The sequence below is a fragment of the Pacificispira sp. genome, from assembly GCF_965228185.1.
In the GTDB taxonomy this organism is placed as follows: domain Bacteria; phylum Pseudomonadota; class Alphaproteobacteria; order UBA8366; family Aestuariispiraceae; genus Pacificispira.
Window position 1 is genome coordinate 1 of sequence record NZ_CBDDHE010000010.1, and the last position, 14,049, is coordinate 14,049.

Consider the following 14,049-nt stretch of genomic DNA (forward strand, 5'->3'; position numbering starts at 1 on the left):
GGAGGCAGGGGTGACCTCCGGCGCCTTCTACGATCATTTCGGATCGAAGGAAGGCGCCTTTGCCGCCGCGGTCTGTGCCGGATTGGACGAGGTGATCGAGGCCGTGCCCATATTCCAGGCGGAGCACGGCAAGGACTGGGTCGCCGCTTTCGCCGACTATTATCTGGGCGCCGCCCATCGCGGCGACGCCGACCGGCTCTGCGCCATGACCGCGCTGTCCCCCGATGTCGCCCGCGCCGGGCCGGAGATCAAAGCCGTCTATGACGAGAAAATGGGCCGCATCGTCGACCTGATCGCCCAGGGCCTGGACGGCGACACCGATGCCGACCGCCGCCGCCGCGCCTGGCAGCTCCTCAGCACCCTGATCGGCGGCCTAACCCTCGCCCGCGCCACCGGCTCACCTGAACGGGCGTCGGAAATCGCAGCGGATGTGATTGCGGCGGCGAAGGGAGGTTAACCCCGTACCGGCACCCGTCGGTAGCTCAGCGCCTCGGCCACATGGGCCCGGCGGACCGTGTCTTCGTCGCGCAGGTCGGCCAGGGTGCGGGCGACGCGCAGCACGCGGTGGTAGGCGCGGGCGGAGAGTTTGAGGCGGTCGGCGGCTTCGGTGAGGAGTTTGCGGCCCTCGGCATCCGGGGTGGCGATGTCCTGCAGGATCTGGCCGTCCGCCTGGGCGTTGGTGCGCGGGCGGCCGTCGGCGGGATAGGCGGCGAAACGGCGGGTCTGGCGCAGGCGGGCGGCGGCGACGCGGGCTGCGACCTCGCGCGAACCCTCGGCCGGCGGCGGGCGGTCGAGATCGCTGGCGCGCACGGCGGGCACGTCGACGGTCAGGTCGATGCGGTCGAACAGCGGCCCGGAAATCTTCGCCTGATAATCCGCGGCGCAGCGCGGCGCGCGGCTGCAGGCAAGGTCGGGATCGTCCAGATGGCCGCAGCGGCAGGGATTCATCGCGGCCACAAGCTGAACCCGCGCCGGATAGGTGACATGGGCGTTGACCCGCGCCACCACGGCCCGCCCCGTCTCCAGGGGCTGACGCAGGGATTCGAGCGCACCGCGCTGAAATTCCGGCAATTCGTCCAGAAACAGGACGCCGTTATGGGCCAGCGAGACCTCGCCCGGCCGGGCCCGCTGCCCGCCCGCCGACCAGGGCGGGGGTGGAACTGGAATGATGCGGGTCGCGAAACGGTCTTGTATGGGACAGGCCGTTGTCGATCATCAGCCCGGCGACCGAATGGATCATCGACACTTCCAGGGCCTCGGTCGGCGTCATCGGCGGCAAGATGCCGGGCAGGCGCGCGGCCAGCATGCTCTTGCCCGATCCGGGCGGGCCGATCATCAGAAGATTGTGGCCGCCCGCCGCCGCGATTTCCAACACACGCTTGGCCGTTTCCTGGCCCTTGATATCGGCCAGGTCGGGCGGGTCCTGGACCGGTGGGGCAAGTTTCGGCTGCGGCACCGGCATGACCTGGCTGCCGTTCAGATGGTTGATCAGGGCGATCAGATCCGGTGCGGCGGCGATCTCCATCTCGCCGGCCCAGGCGGCCTCTCCGCCCTGGCTGGCCGGGCAGATCAGCGCCTTGTCCATGCCGACCGCCGCCATGGCCGCGGGCAGCACCCCGGCAACCCGGCGCGATGCGGCCGTCCAGCCCCAGCTCGCCCAGCGCCAGATGCCCGTCCAGCGCGTCGCTGGGGATCGCCTCCATCGCCAGCAGCAGGCCGAGCGCGATGGGCAGGTCGTAATGGCTGCCCTCTTTCAGGACATCGGCGGGCGACAGATTGACGGTGATCCGTTTCGGCGGCTGGGCCAGACCGATGGCGGCCAGCGCGCCGCGCACCCGCTCCCGGCTTTCCGCCACCGCCTTGTCGGGCAGGCCGACGACGTTGAAAGCCGGCAGGCCCGAGGTCAATTGGACCTGGACATCGATCGGCATCGTCTCGACGCCCTGAAACGCGACGGTTGTGACATGGGCTACCATAGGTCGGTTATGCCTCAACCCCCGGACGCTGTCAGCGGGAAAAATCCCGGATACGCGGTAGGGCCGCGCGTGGGCGGTTATGCCCGTCCATGAGTCCTTGCCTGGAACCCGGTTCGACGCCATCCTCCTATCGGGAACGCGTTTTGGATGACACGTGGATACGACTGAACAGGATCGCCTGCAGGCGCTGCGGGACCTCAACGTTCTGGACACAGAGCGGTTGCCGGAACTCGACCGGATCACGGGGCTGGCGTCGCGCATTTTCGGCGCTTCCATAGCCTTGGTATCCCTGGTCGATGAGAATCGCCAATGGTTCAAGTCCCGGTGCGGATTGGACGCGCAGGAGACGCCGCGCGAATGGGCGTTCTGCGATTACGCGATCCGCAGCACCGATGTCATGGAAGTGCTGGACGCCCGGGAGGATTCCCGGTTCCGGGACAATCCGCTGGTCACCGGCCCGCCGTATATCCGCTATTACTGTGGGGCACCGCTGGTCACGCGGTCGGGATATCGGATCGGCACGCTGTGCATCATCGACGGCGCGCCGCGCACTGAATCCATGTCCCAAGGGAAACGGTTGCTGCTGTCGGAACTCGCCGGTCAGTCGATCCGCGAGATCGAGCGCATGTCCCCCGCATCGTCCCAATAGGGCGGTCCCGTCAATAATTTTGCGTCCCTTTCGGAACAGCCGCGTCTTACAGGGTAGATCCAACCCGGGACAAGGAGACCCGAAATGAGACTGCAATTGGCCTTGAACGTATCGGATATCGACGCGGCGGTCGCGTATTACAGCCGACTGTTCGCGACGGCACCCCACAAGCGGCGGCCCGGCTACGCCAATTTCGCCATCGACGACCCGGCGCTGAAACTGGTCCTGTTCGAGGTCCCCGGCGCACAGGAACATCTCAACCATATCGGGGTCGAAGTGCTGGATCCGGGGCAGATGCCGGGCATCCAGAAGCGGCTGGCGGACAACGACATCCTGGCGCGCGTCGTCGATCAATCCACCTGCTGCCATGCGACCCAGGACAAGCTGTGGTCCGACGGGCCGGACGGGCTGAACTGGGAATGGTATACCATCACCGACGATGCGCCGCAGGCCCGGCCAAATGACGACACCTGCTGCGCCTCGGATGCCGAACCCGCCAGGCAAACACCCGGCAACGTATGCTGTACCTGATTTGGCCGGACAGGAGATTCAGGTGCGGAACCTGTGCGGGGACGGTAGGATGAGACCATGACCGACCCCGCTATCCGCCACCTAGACCGGCACGACATGGATCGGGACGAATTGGACTGGGACGCGTTCAAGGCGCGTTTGCTGCGGTTCGTCCGCCGATATGTCGGACCTTCCGACGCCGAAGAGGTGACGGGCGAGGTCCTTCTGCGCCTGGTCCGACATCGGGACGCCCTGTCGAATGCGCGCGATCCGGTGGCCTATATGCATGGCGTCGCCCGCAATGCGATTACCGACCTGCACCGCCGGCGTGCGGCGGAGCGCCGAACGATGGAGGGTGCGGCGATCCTGGATGCGGGGGGTGTCCCAGACCCTGGCCCCGACGCCGATCCCGAATTCCCGCCGGCGCAGAGCCTCGCGCCCTGCCTGCTACCGCTGATCCGGGGCTTGCCGATACGCTATGCGGAGGCGTTGATGCTGACGGATATCGAAGGACTGACCCGGGAAGCGGCGGCCCGGCGGCTCGGCTTGTCCTATTCCGGACTCAGATCCCGCGTCCAACGCGGCCGGGCGTTGCTGAAACACGCCTTGCTGCGCTGTTGCCAGGTTGAAACCAACCGGCGTGGCGACATTCTCGACTATCGTCCTGTCGAAGCCGGCCGCTGCGGCTGCGGCGCCTAGGGGATCGTGACCCGGCGCAGGGTCAGGTTGATCCGCCCCGGCGCGTCCAGCAGCGTCGACGTGCCCGGCAGAATGCGGTCGACGCCGTGACGGCTCTCCCGCGCGGTGCCGTCGAGTATCGCCACATCGCCGGAATTCAGGCGCAGGGAGCCGGTCTTCGCGCCCTTTTCCGCGCCGCCGATGCGGAACACCGCCGTGTCGCCCAGCGAGACCGACAGGACCGGCGCGTCGCGCGCCTGTTCGTCGCTGTCCCGGTGCAGACCCATGCGCGCCCCCGGCCCGTACCAGTTGATCAGGCAGGCCTCCGGCGGGGCGCGATAGCCGGACAGCGCCTCCCAGGCCTGCAACAGAAGGTCGGGGATCGGCGGCCAGGGCCGACCGGTCGCCGGATGATGCGGCTGATAGCGGTAACCGCCTTCCCGGTCGGAGACCCAGCCCAGCGGACCGGCATTCGACATCCGCACGCTGAATTCCTTGCCGCTGCGCGGCATGGCCGGAGTGTAAAGCGGGGCGTCGCGCAGGCATAAGCGGACCGCGCCGACCAGCGTTTCCTGGGCCGCGCGGTCGAAAAATCCCGCATGCAGTTTGAACCCGTCGACCATCCTGCCTACTATTGAAAGGGTGAAACCGAATGCCGGTATCCGGCGCGCACGCGTCGAAAAACAAGAACCCGAGCGAACGACGGCGGATATGCTGAACAAGATAGTCGACTTTTTCAAATCCGAGGCGGATTCCCAGAAGAGCGGTCCCCATGAGGAACGCGAACTGCATATCGCGGCGGCGGCGATGCTGATCGAAGCGGCGATGACCGACGGTCAGGTGGATTCCGTCGAACGCGCCCGGATCGGTGTCCTGATCGAACGCCATTTCGGCGTGCCGCGCGGCGATGTCGCCCAGATCCTGGATGAAAGCGAAGCCAAGGCCCAGGCCGCCGTGGACATCTATTCCTTCCTGAGGGTCGTCAACGAGCATTTCGATCACGACGAGCGGATCACGCTGGTGGAAATGCTGTGGGACGTGGTCTACGCGGATGGCGACCTGCACGATAACGAGGCGAACCTGATCCGCCGCGTGTCCAGCATGCTGGGCCTGACCGATGTCGAAAGCGGCCAGGCGCGGAAACGCGTGCTGGCGCGGCGCGAGGCGGGTGTCGAAGATTCGGACGCCCTGCATCCCGTCGGCGGCCGCGGCTGACGGCACGGCGATCCGGGGGAGGGCGGACATGACGGACACGGCGAAATCCCCCTTCGAGCGCCGCGTCTTCGGCACCGGGTCGATCCTGTTCAAGGAAGGAGCCGACGGCGACGAGGCCTTCCTGATCGAAAGCGGCAAGGTCGAAATCGCCATGCGCGGCCGGAACGAACGCCGGGTCGCGCTCGGGGTTCTGGGCCGGGGCGAACTGGTCGGCGAGATGGCGCTGATTTCCGGCGGTCCGCGCATCGCATCGGCCGTCGCGCTGACCGATGTGTCTGTCATCGTCATTCCGCGCAGCGATTTTGAGGGCCGGATCGCCGCCATGGACCCGGTCATGTCCCGTGTTCTGCAAACCTTGACCCGCAAATTGCAGGTTCTTTCCGAACAGCATGTGGACGAGGTGGTCAAAATCCGTTGATCGCGCTGGAAAGCCTTTGACCGGACGGGCAAACTCACGACCCTGAACAGACCAATAACAGGGGGAGTGAGCGCATGGCACGGGCGATGGGGTGTGTCGGCGAGGCAATCGATGCGGCGGCGCAACGCGATCCGGCCGCGCCGGCGGTCGGCGCGCCGGACCGGAAGGATCTGTCCTTCGCGGCATTGCAGGATCTGACCGCGCGCAGCGGCGCGGCCTTGGCCGGGGCCGGGATCGGCCCTGGCGACCGGGTCGCCATCGTGCTGCCCAACGGTCCGGCCATGGCGACCTGTTTTCTGGCGGTCGCGGCGCATGCCTGCGCGGCCCCGCTGAATCCGGCCTATCGCGAGGACGAGTTCGATTTCTACATTTCCGATCTGGGCGCCAAGGCGCTGATCGTCGCGGAAGGGTCCGACACGCCGGCGATCGCGGTCGCACGGCGCCACGGCGCGACAATCATCACCTTGACGGAATCGGAGGAAGGTCCCGCCGGGGCCTTCGCCCTGACCACCGGCATGCCGGACGGAACCGCCCGGCGGGCGGGCCCCGGTGATGCGGCCCTGGTGCTACACACATCCGGCACGACGTCGCGGCCCAAGATCGTGCCATTGAGCGGCGCGAATATCTGCGCCTCCGCCGCGCATATCGGCGCGACCCTGGCGCTGGGACCGGCCGACCGCTGTCTGAACATAATGCCGCTGTTCCATATTCACGGGCTGATCGCGGCGGTGTTGAGCTCCATCGCGGCCGGCGGATCGGTGCATTGCGCGCCCGGCTTCAACGCCTTGAAAGTCTTCCAATGGCTGGAGCAGGTGGATCCGACCTGGTACACCGCCGTGCCGACCATGCATCAGGCAATTCTGGGCCGCGCGGCTCGCAATCCGGAAATCGTTTCGAAACTGAAACTACGCTTTATCCGGTCCTCCAGCTCCTCCCTGCCGCCGCAGGTCATGACGGATCTGGAAGCCGCCTTCGGCTGTCCGGTGATCGAAAGCTACGGCATGACCGAAGCGGCGCACCAGATGGCGTCCAGCCCGCTGCCGCCCGGGGCGCGGAAGCCGGGCTGTGTCGGCCTGCCGGCCGGGCCGGAAGTGCGGATCATGGATCTGGACGGCCGGTTCGTGGCCCAGGGCGGCGAAGGCGAGATCGTGATCCGGGGGCCGAATGTCACCGCCGGCTATGAGAATAATCCGAAGGCCAACGCGGAAAGCTTCCCCCCCGATCCGGACGGAAAGGGCGGGGTCTGGTTCCGTACCGGCGATCAGGGGCGGCTGGACGAAGACGGTTATCTGTGGATCACCGGACGGTTGAAGGAGATTATCAACCGGGGCGGCGAGAAAATCGCCCCGCGTGAGGTCGATGAGGTGCTGATGGACCATCCCGCCGTCGCCCAGGCCGTGACCTTCGCCCTGCCGCACGACAAGCTGGGTGAGGAGGTCGCCTGCGCCATCGTGCTGAAAGAGGGCGAAACGGCCGCGGATCAGGAATTGAAGGATTTCGCCGCCCGGCGTCTGGCCGATTTCAAGGTGCCGCGCCGCATCGTGATCGTGGAGGAGATTCCCAAAGGGGCGACCGGCAAGCTGCAGCGCATCGGGCTGGCCGAGAAGCTGGGTCTGGCGTAACCCGTTCATGCTGCGCCGCATCCGCCTGATCACCGGTCTGACGTTGTTCGTCTATATCGCGACGCATACCCTGCCGTTGATCCTGGGCAACCATTCGCTGGCGGTGATGGAGGCGGTGCGGCCCTATTGGCACGCGCCTTGGGAAACCTGGCTGGGCCAATTGACGCTGTACGGCGCGCTCTTGACCCATCTATCGCTGGGCCTCTATGCGGTCTATCGCCGGCGGCGCTGGCGCGGCATCGCACGGGGCGAGGCGGTGCAGCTTGTCTTCGGCCTGTCGGTCCCGGCGCTGCTGGCCCTGCATCTGGTCAGCACCCGCATCGCGGCCCTGCGCTATGGGATAGAACCGACCTATCCCTGGATCATGGCGATCTATCTGAAATACGACCCGGTGGCCGGATGGCGGCAGGCGACCGTTTTCCTGGTCGCCTGGACCCATGGCTGCATGGGACTTTACTACTGGCTGCGGCTGAAACCGTCCTGGCCGAAAATGCGTTTCGGGCTCTATGCGGCGGCCCTGCTTTGGCCGGCCCTGGCCATGACCGGATTCTACAAGGCGGGCAGCGAGGCGGCGGACCTGACCGTCGACCCGGGATGGGTCGAGATGGTGTTGCGCTATGTCGGCAATCTGAACCGCGCGGCCCAGGCCGATCTGTACCGGATCGAGGATTGGATTCTGATCGGCCTCGGTTCGCTATTGCTCGGCGCCATCGCGGCCCGGTTGATCCGCCAGCAGATCGAAAAGCGGCGCGGCCTGGTCACGCTGCGCTACGAGGACGGCCGTGAATACCGGTTCAATCAGGGTCTCACGATCCTGGAGGCCAGCCGCGAATGCAATTACCCCCATGCCAGCGTCTGCGGCGGGCGCGGCCGGTGTTCGACCTGCCGCATTCGGGTGCGGCACGGCGCGGAGCTACTGCCCCCGGCGAGCGAGGCCGAAAAGCGCGTTCTGCGCCGGATTCGGGCGGCCGAGGATGTCCGACTTGCCTGCCAGTCCGTCCCCGCGCCCGGCCGGATCGAGGTGACGCCGCTGTTGCCGCCGAACGCGACGGCCAAACAGGGGCACGCCAGGTCCGACATGCTGCAGGGCAAGGAGGCGTCGATCGCGGTGATGTTCTGCGACTTGCGCGGCTTCACGCGGCTCAGCGAAGACCGCCTGCCCTATGACACGGTGTTCCTATTGAACCGGTATTTCGACGCGATGGGCCGCGCCATCGAAGAAAGCGGCGGCCATCTGGACAAGTTCATCGGCGACGGGATCATGGCCCTGTTCGGCATAGAACAGGGTCAGGAGGCCGGGTGCCGCGATGCCCTGAAGGCGGCACAGCGGATGGCCGAACGGTTGGCGGCGCTGAATGACGGACTGTCGCAGGATCTCGACGAACCGCTGCGGATCGGGATCGGCATTCATGTCGGTACGGTGATCGTGGGAGAGATGGGCTATGGCCGCGCGACGCAGTTGACGGCGATCGGCGACGCGGTGAACACGGCCAGCCGACTGGAAGCGACAACCAAGGAACTGGCCGCGCAGTTGGTCGCTTCGCGCGCGGTGTTCCGGGCCGCCGGTATCGACTATCGCGCCCGTGACTGGGGTGAGCACGAGATCGAGATTCGCGGCCGGGTACGGCCGATCCATGTCGTCGCCGTGCCGAACGCGATGGCCCTGTCGGACGGCGAGGCAGCGGCCCTCTGAAGGGGCGCCGCCGGTCCGTTACTGGGCGCCGGCGTCCATAAGGACCTGCTCCATGCCGGGCGCGCGGCTGTCGCGCGCCCAATCCAGCGCGCCGCGGCCGGTATAGTCTCGGACGTTCAGATCGGCGTTGTTGTCGATATACAGTTCGACCATGTCGCGATAGCCGCTGCGGGCCGCGACCATGGTGGGCGTCAGACCCCGACGGTTCCGGACATTCACATCCGCACCGTTCTTGATCAGAAATTCCGCCATGTCGACATCGCCGTCCTCTGTCGCCCACAGCAACGCGCTGTTGCCGATCTCGTCCTGCGCGTTGATGGGCACCTCGACGGTCAGCAGATACTCGATCATCGCGTAGTCGCCGTTGCGCGCGGCGATCGCGATGCCGTTCAGGCCGTCGGTATCCGCGGTGGACGGGTTCGATCCCTGAATAACCATCGACTTGACGCGGGGCAGGTCGCCGGCGCGGATCGCCCGGACGATATCGGCTTCGACACCGATGACCGTCTGCGCGGCGAGGTCGGGGCCCCGGCCCAGGCCGAGGACCGCGAATGTCACCGCCGCGACGATGGCTAGGCAGGATAGGCGCGTCATTCCGTCATTCTCCCTCGATCGGTGCGGCGTCCTCTATCCAACGCAGCACAGCCTCCATTTCCGTCGCGCTGGCCGTTACCGGGCGGACGGGCCGCCGCAACAGGGCGACCGGAATCCCGAGGTCGCGCGCCGCATCCAGCTTGGCCCGCGTCGCCTGTCCGCCAGCATTGCGGGAGACCAGCACGTCGATCCCGCGCTGGGACAGTAAGGCGCGCTCCCCCGCCAAGTCAAACGGTCCCCGGTCCAAAATCACGTCCAAATCCGGATGGTCCGGCAACCGCGCGGGCGGGTCAATTGCACGGAGGGTCAGGCGCATGCCGAGGGCGCCCGACAAGGCGGACAAATCGGCCCCGCCCAATGTGACCAAGGCATGCCGTCCCAGGTTCGGCAACGCTGCGGCGAGGGCGATCAGGTCGTCATATTCCACCCACTTGTCGCCGGGTTTCGGCTGCCAGGTCGGCCTGTCGTAACGCAGCAACGGCGTTCCACAATCCAGGGCTGCCGCCGCCGCATTGGCCGCCATCCGCGCCGCATAGGGGTGGGTCGCGTCGATCAGCGCCACGACCCGGTGGGCGCGCAGATATGCCGCCAGCCCGGCAACTCCACCGAAACCGCCGATGCGCGTTTCGCCCGGCAGCGCCGTCGGCGCGCCGGTCCGGCCGGCCAGGGAGGTGATGACCCGCCGCGCGGGCGCCAAGCGCTCGGCAAGGCGCCGTGCCTCCGCCGTACCCCCTAGAATCAGGACCGGTCCCGTCATGCCGCAGGCCCGTCGGGTCGGATATCGATCCCCCCGGACCGAACCCGGGAATGGTTTGGCTTGCGTGACATTGCGCCAAGACCTTATTAGGCTTTGTCTTTTCCGTCATGCATCCATGTCGCATTCGGAAAAGGCATTCAGGCATGGAAAAGCGTAGATAATGGCCATGACACGCGACAGCGCAACACGGGACCTGCTGAACGGCCTGCCGGAATTCGAACCGGGCTGGGTTTGGCTGGTCGGTGCCGGGCCGGGCGATCCCGGCCTGCTGACCCTGCATGGCGTCAACGCGCTGCGCCAGGCCGATGCGATCGTCTATGACGCGCTGGTCGATCAGCGCATTCTGGACCATGCGCCGGATACGGCGGAACTGATCTATGCCGGCAAGCGCGGCGGCAAGCCGAGCCCGACCCAGCGGTCGATCTCGCTGCGCCTGATCGAGCTGGCCCGCGCGGGAAAGCGGGTTCTGCGCCTGAAAGGCGGCGATCCGTTCGTTTTCGGGCGCGGCGGGGAAGAAGCGCTGGAACTGACCGGCGCGGGCATTCCTTTCCGCGTTGTGCCCGGCGTCACCGCCGGGATCGGCGGATTGGCCTATGCCGGGATCCCGGCGACCCATCGCGACACCAATTCCTCCGTCACCTTCATCACCGGCCATTCCGTGACCGGCGAGGTGCCGGACAATCTCAACTGGAATGCCCTGGCGACCGGCGCGCCGGTCATCGTCCTCTACATGGCCGTCAAACACATGCCGCGCATCGCCCAGCGCCTGATCGACGGCGGCCGCGACCCGCAGGATGCGGTCGCCTTCGTATCCAATGCCGCGACCGAAAAAATGACCGTCGTGGAATGCACGCTGGCCGAGGCCGGATCGGTGGCCGCATCGGTCGAGCCGCCGGCGGTCATCGCCATCGGTCCGGTCGTGAAACTGCGGTCCGCCCTGGATTGGGTCGGCCGGATGGAGGGGCGTGTGCTGGACCCGAACCCTTTCGGCCAGGCTGACCGGGACGTGGCCAGTTGAGCGCCCTCAATTGAACGATCCGTCCCGCCCCGTCCCCGGCCTGATCATCGCCGCCCCGTCCTCCGGCAGCGGCAAGACGACGATCTCGCTCGCCCTGATGCGTGCCTTGCGCCGGTCGGGCCTGCGCATCGCCCCCGCCAAGATCGGCCCGGATTACATCGATCCCGGCTTTCACGCGGCGGCCTGCGGACATCCGTCCCTCAACCTCGATCTTTGGGGCATGCGGGCGGAAACCCGTGCGGCCCTGATCGACCAGCTTCATTTCGAAAGCGATCTGATCCTGGCCGAGGGCGTCATGGGCCTTTATGACGGCGCCGCCGACGGCCGCGGGTCCAGCGCCGATCTGGCGGAAGAAACGGGCTGGCCGATCCTGCTTGTCGTCGATGTGAAAGGACAGGCCGCGACCGCCGCCGCCGTGGTGCGCGGTCTGGTGACCCATCGCGACGACCTGCGCTTCGCCGGCATCCTGTTCAACCGGGTCGGCGGGCGGCGGCATGCCGATATGCTGCGCCGCGCGGTGGCTGAAACGGGGTTGGGCGTGCCGGTCCTGGGCTGCCTGCCGCGGGTTGAGGGACTGACCCTGGAAAGCCGCCATCTGGGCCTGGTGCAGGCGCGGGAAAGGGCCGATCTGGAGGTCCTGCTGGAACGTGCCGCCGACTGGATGGTGGACAATGCCGATCTGGACGCGATTCTGACCTCCGCTGCCGCCGGAAGCCGGGTCGAATTCGACGCGCCCGTACCGATCCCGCCGCTGGGCCAGCGGATTGCGGTCGCCCGCGATGCGGCCTTCGATTTCGTCTATCCGCATATCCTTCAGGGCTGGCGCACGGCGGGGTCGGAAATCCTGCCCTTCAGTCCGCTGGCGGACGAGGCGCCGTCGGACATCGCCGACGCCGTCTATCTGCCCGGCGGCTATCCGGAACTGCATGCCGGACGGATCGCGGCGAACGGCACCTTCCTGACCGGTTTGCGGCGCAAGGCACGGGGCGGATCGGCGATTTTCGCGGAATGCGGCGGCTATATGGTTCTGGGCCGGACCCTGCGCGACGCGGATGGGACGACCCATGCCATGGCGGGCCTGCTGCCGGTGGAGACGGATTTTTCCTTGCGCCGCCTGCATCTGGGCTATCGCCGCGCGGAAACCGTGGCCGACGGCGCGCCCTGGCCCAAGGGGACCCGGCTGTCGGCCCATGAATTTCACTATGCGACGACATTGCACGAAGATCCGGACGCCCCGCCGCTGTTCCACGCCCATGACGCGCTGGGCGAGGATAAGGGCCGTCAGGGCCTGTCGATCGGACGGGTTTCCGGGTCCTTCCTGCATCTGATAGACCGAGGCCGATAACCCCGAATGAATGCGCGGACGATGGACATACCCTTCTGGGAACGCAAAACCCTGGCGCAGATGACCCGCACGGAATGGGAAAGTCTGTGCGACGGCTGCGGCCAATGCTGCCTGCACAAGCTGCAGGACTATGATACCGGCGACTATTACGTCACCGACATCGCTTGCCAGCTTCTCGACTGCCGGTCCTGTCGGTGCAGCGACTATGCCGACCGCTTCGCGACCATCCCCGACTGCGTCCAGCTGACCCCGAAAAAGGTCTATGAGACCGACTGGCTGCCGGAAACCTGCGCCTATCGCAAATTGGCCGACGGCAAGCCGCTCGACTGGTGGCACCCGCTCGTCTCCGGCGACCCGAACACGGTGCATGAAGCCGGGATTTCGGTCCGGGACAAGGCCGTCGCCGGCGACCCCACCGTCGACGAAATGGCCCAGCGCATCCAGCGCACCCTGGCGGCGATTATGCCGGGGAAGGGGTAAGAGCCGCCTCGGTCCGGATCAGGCCAACCCGTCCAGGATCGCCTTCTCCTCCGGCATGCGCGCCAGGGACGCGTCCAGACGGTCGCGCCATTTCGGGCCTGCCGCTCGGGCGGTGTCCCATGCGCCTTTCAACTCATAGGGCCGGTCCTCCGCCAGAACGCGGATCAGGAAGGCTGCCTGAGCGCGGTCCTTGCGGGATTTCAGGGAATCCGGGCCCCGTCGTCTTCGATCAGCGATTATGAGCTTGTGAATGGCGTATCGTTCGGGTCTCGGCGTGCGAACAAGAATGCCCTCCCGATAAAGACCAACGACATAGATTGGCTCTGCTATCAGAAAATTGAGATGGTGGAGTGCGCGCGCGCTGACATTCAGGGATTTCAGCGGTCGAATCCCTTCGTTTTCTTCAAATGAAGGCGTGAGGAACTCGACCTCGGCGCCACTTCCGCTTTGTCGCCACTTCCAAACAGCTTGGTTGTCGAGGGTGGGAATAGGCTCGAACTCCAGGTCTTCCAGGATTGAGCCTGGCGTTCTGTTCGTGCTGTCGCCAATCGCCAGCGTGAGCCTTTCAAAACCGGCGATATCTATGTCGTCCGTGACGGAGGTATCGCCCGCCGGCAGTTTGACCCCCAGTTCTCCCTCATAAAGGCGGAATGCTTGTGTACCAACTAGCACGCCGCCGACCCGAAAAACCCCGGCCTCCGAGAAAGCTTTCAGCAACGACCCTGTTTTGCGGTCGACACTCAACATCCCCTCTGCTCGCAGCAACCGTACCAAAGTCGATCTTTTACTCTTTTGTGCGGGCAGGGCTTGCTTCAACCGTGTTGCACGCTTCAGCCTCGTCTCGATTTCGGGGCAATCCTCGCCGATATATCGATCCTTGGTCGTGGTGCCGACGCGATAGTGATCGTACCAATAGGTTTTTCCGTTGATGTCACGTTTCACCAGCTTTCCGCGAATCTCCATGACTGTTTCGTTGAGCACTAGATTTCTCAAGTCATGGTAGGCGGTGTGTGCCGATGTCGATAGCGATGTGATGTTCATGGCTTACCACACATTAAAATATTTTGTGTGGTATAGCAAAGAACGACATACCA

The 14,049-nt window shown here is 66.1% G+C and carries 15 protein-coding genes and 1 pseudogene; 11 read left to right on the top strand and 5 right to left on the bottom strand.

The features are described from left to right. A partial coding sequence (locus ACO06O_RS20395; protein ID WP_421884186.1) for a TetR/AcrR family transcriptional regulator occupies positions 1 to 457 on the top strand: 457 nt, incomplete at its 5' end. Here ACO06O_RS20395 and ACO06O_RS20400 read toward each other — a convergent pair. Next, positions 454 to 1,976: pseudogene (locus ACO06O_RS20400) on the bottom strand (YifB family Mg chelatase-like AAA ATPase). The gene ACO06O_RS20395 and the pseudogene ACO06O_RS20400 overlap by 4 nt on opposite strands. Before the next feature lie 154 nt (positions 1,977 to 2,130). Here ACO06O_RS20400 and ACO06O_RS20405 point away from each other — a divergent pair. The 3 genes from ACO06O_RS20405 (at position 2,131) to ACO06O_RS20415 (ending at position 3,834) form a co-directional block, all read left to right on the top strand. Then, the gene (locus ACO06O_RS20405) at positions 2,131 to 2,625 is read left to right on the top strand and encodes a GAF domain-containing protein (RefSeq protein WP_421884189.1); all 495 of its coding nucleotides are present in this window, start codon (positions 2,131 to 2,133) and stop codon (positions 2,623 to 2,625) included. A gap of 84 nt (positions 2,626 to 2,709) precedes the next feature. Continuing rightward, complete coding sequence (locus ACO06O_RS20410; RefSeq protein WP_421884192.1) at positions 2,710 to 3,156, top strand: ArsI/CadI family heavy metal resistance metalloenzyme; 447 nt, start codon at positions 2,710 to 2,712, stop codon at positions 3,154 to 3,156. Between the two features lie 57 nt (positions 3,157 to 3,213). Further along, the gene (locus ACO06O_RS20415; RefSeq protein ID WP_421884195.1) at positions 3,214 to 3,834 is read left to right on the top strand and encodes a sigma-70 family RNA polymerase sigma factor; all 621 of its coding nucleotides are present in this window, start codon (positions 3,214 to 3,216) and stop codon (positions 3,832 to 3,834) included. On the opposite strand, the gene ACO06O_RS20420 is transcribed toward ACO06O_RS20415, so the two are convergent. Continuing rightward, the gene (locus ACO06O_RS20420; RefSeq protein ID WP_421884198.1) at positions 3,831 to 4,436 is read right to left on the bottom strand and encodes an alpha-ketoglutarate-dependent dioxygenase AlkB family protein; all 606 of its coding nucleotides are present in this window, start codon (positions 4,434 to 4,436) and stop codon (positions 3,831 to 3,833) included. The genes ACO06O_RS20415 and ACO06O_RS20420 overlap by 4 nt on opposite strands. 88 nt (positions 4,437 to 4,524) lie before the next feature. Here ACO06O_RS20420 and ACO06O_RS20425 point away from each other — a divergent pair, with 88 nt between their 5' ends. From ACO06O_RS20425 to ACO06O_RS20440, 4 genes are all read left to right on the top strand, one after another. Then, the gene (locus tag ACO06O_RS20425; protein ID WP_421884201.1) at positions 4,525 to 5,028 is read left to right on the top strand and encodes a TerB family tellurite resistance protein; all 504 of its coding nucleotides are present in this window, start codon (positions 4,525 to 4,527) and stop codon (positions 5,026 to 5,028) included. A gap of 28 nt (positions 5,029 to 5,056) precedes the next feature. Continuing rightward, positions 5,057 to 5,446 carry a cyclic nucleotide-binding domain-containing protein gene (locus tag ACO06O_RS20430; RefSeq protein ID WP_421884204.1) on the top strand — a complete coding sequence of 130 codons (390 nt, stop codon included), beginning with the start codon at positions 5,057 to 5,059 and terminating at the stop codon, positions 5,444 to 5,446. Positions 5,447 to 5,520: 74 nt separating this feature from the next. Next, positions 5,521 to 7,068 (top strand): acyl--CoA ligase, encoded by a 1,548-nt coding sequence (locus tag ACO06O_RS20435; protein WP_421884206.1) that lies wholly within the window; start codon positions 5,521 to 5,523, stop codon positions 7,066 to 7,068. A gap of 7 nt (positions 7,069 to 7,075) precedes the next feature. Further along, positions 7,076 to 8,761: an adenylate/guanylate cyclase domain-containing protein gene (locus ACO06O_RS20440; protein ID WP_421884208.1), complete on the top strand. Its 1,686-nt coding sequence runs from the start codon at positions 7,076 to 7,078 to the stop codon at positions 8,759 to 8,761. An 18-nt stretch (positions 8,762 to 8,779) separates the two neighbouring features. On the opposite strand, the gene ACO06O_RS20445 is transcribed toward ACO06O_RS20440, so the two are convergent. Beyond that, positions 8,780 to 9,355, bottom strand: a complete 576-nt coding sequence (locus ACO06O_RS20445; RefSeq protein WP_421884210.1) for an ankyrin repeat domain-containing protein — start codon at positions 9,353 to 9,355, stop codon at positions 8,780 to 8,782. 4 nt (positions 9,356 to 9,359) lie between these two features. Beyond that, positions 9,360 to 10,112: a cobalt-precorrin-6A reductase gene (locus ACO06O_RS20450; RefSeq protein ID WP_421884212.1), complete on the bottom strand. Its 753-nt coding sequence runs from the start codon at positions 10,110 to 10,112 to the stop codon at positions 9,360 to 9,362. Between the two features lie 160 nt (positions 10,113 to 10,272). Between ACO06O_RS20450 and cobA the strand changes: the two genes are divergently transcribed. From cobA to ACO06O_RS20465, 3 genes are read left to right on the top strand one after another with little or no spacing between them, the layout of a single operon-like run. Beyond that, entirely contained in the window at positions 10,273 to 11,130 is an 858-nt protein-coding gene (gene cobA, locus ACO06O_RS20455) for a uroporphyrinogen-III C-methyltransferase (protein ID WP_421884214.1), read from the top strand. A gap of 10 nt (positions 11,131 to 11,140) precedes the next feature. Further along, positions 11,141 to 12,475: a cobyrinate a,c-diamide synthase gene (locus ACO06O_RS20460; protein ID WP_421884217.1), complete on the top strand. Its 1,335-nt coding sequence runs from the start codon at positions 11,141 to 11,143 to the stop codon at positions 12,473 to 12,475. A gap of 21 nt (positions 12,476 to 12,496) precedes the next feature. Then, entirely contained in the window at positions 12,497 to 12,955 is a 459-nt protein-coding gene (locus ACO06O_RS20465) for a YcgN family cysteine cluster protein (protein ID WP_421884220.1), read from the top strand. 18 nt (positions 12,956 to 12,973) lie between these two features. On the opposite strand, the gene ACO06O_RS20470 is transcribed toward ACO06O_RS20465, so the two are convergent. Next, positions 12,974 to 13,996 (bottom strand): GSU2403 family nucleotidyltransferase fold protein, encoded by a 1,023-nt coding sequence (locus ACO06O_RS20470; RefSeq protein WP_421884223.1) that lies wholly within the window; start codon positions 13,994 to 13,996, stop codon positions 12,974 to 12,976. Positions 13,997 to 14,049 lie beyond the last annotated feature (53 nt).

What these genes read in the sequence shown, in the direction of transcription:
- ACO06O_RS20410 (WP_421884192.1), top strand. Translation starts at nt 2,710, where the DNA reads ATGAGACTGCAATTGGCCTTGAACGTATCGGATATCGACGCGGCGGTC.
- ACO06O_RS20415 (WP_421884195.1), top strand. Translation starts at nt 3,214, where the DNA reads ATGACCGACCCCGCTATCCGCCACCTAGACCGGCACGACATGGATCGG.
- ACO06O_RS20420 (WP_421884198.1), bottom strand. Translation starts at nt 4,436, where the DNA reads ATGGTCGACGGGTTCAAACTGCATGCGGGATTTTTCGACCGCGCGGCC.
- ACO06O_RS20425 (WP_421884201.1), top strand. Translation starts at nt 4,525, where the DNA reads ATGCTGAACAAGATAGTCGACTTTTTCAAATCCGAGGCGGATTCCCAG.
- ACO06O_RS20430 (WP_421884204.1), top strand. Translation starts at nt 5,057, where the DNA reads ATGACGGACACGGCGAAATCCCCCTTCGAGCGCCGCGTCTTCGGCACC.
- ACO06O_RS20435 (WP_421884206.1), top strand. Translation starts at nt 5,521, where the DNA reads ATGGCACGGGCGATGGGGTGTGTCGGCGAGGCAATCGATGCGGCGGCG.
- ACO06O_RS20440 (WP_421884208.1), top strand. Translation starts at nt 7,076, where the DNA reads ATGCTGCGCCGCATCCGCCTGATCACCGGTCTGACGTTGTTCGTCTAT.
- ACO06O_RS20445 (WP_421884210.1), bottom strand. Translation starts at nt 9,355, where the DNA reads ATGACGCGCCTATCCTGCCTAGCCATCGTCGCGGCGGTGACATTCGCG.
- ACO06O_RS20450 (WP_421884212.1), bottom strand. Translation starts at nt 10,112, where the DNA reads ATGACGGGACCGGTCCTGATTCTAGGGGGTACGGCGGAGGCACGGCGC.
- cobA (WP_421884214.1), top strand. Translation starts at nt 10,273, where the DNA reads ATGGCCATGACACGCGACAGCGCAACACGGGACCTGCTGAACGGCCTG.
- ACO06O_RS20465 (WP_421884220.1), top strand. Translation starts at nt 12,497, where the DNA reads ATGGACATACCCTTCTGGGAACGCAAAACCCTGGCGCAGATGACCCGC.
- ACO06O_RS20470 (WP_421884223.1), bottom strand. Translation starts at nt 13,996, where the DNA reads ATGAACATCACATCGCTATCGACATCGGCACACACCGCCTACCATGAC.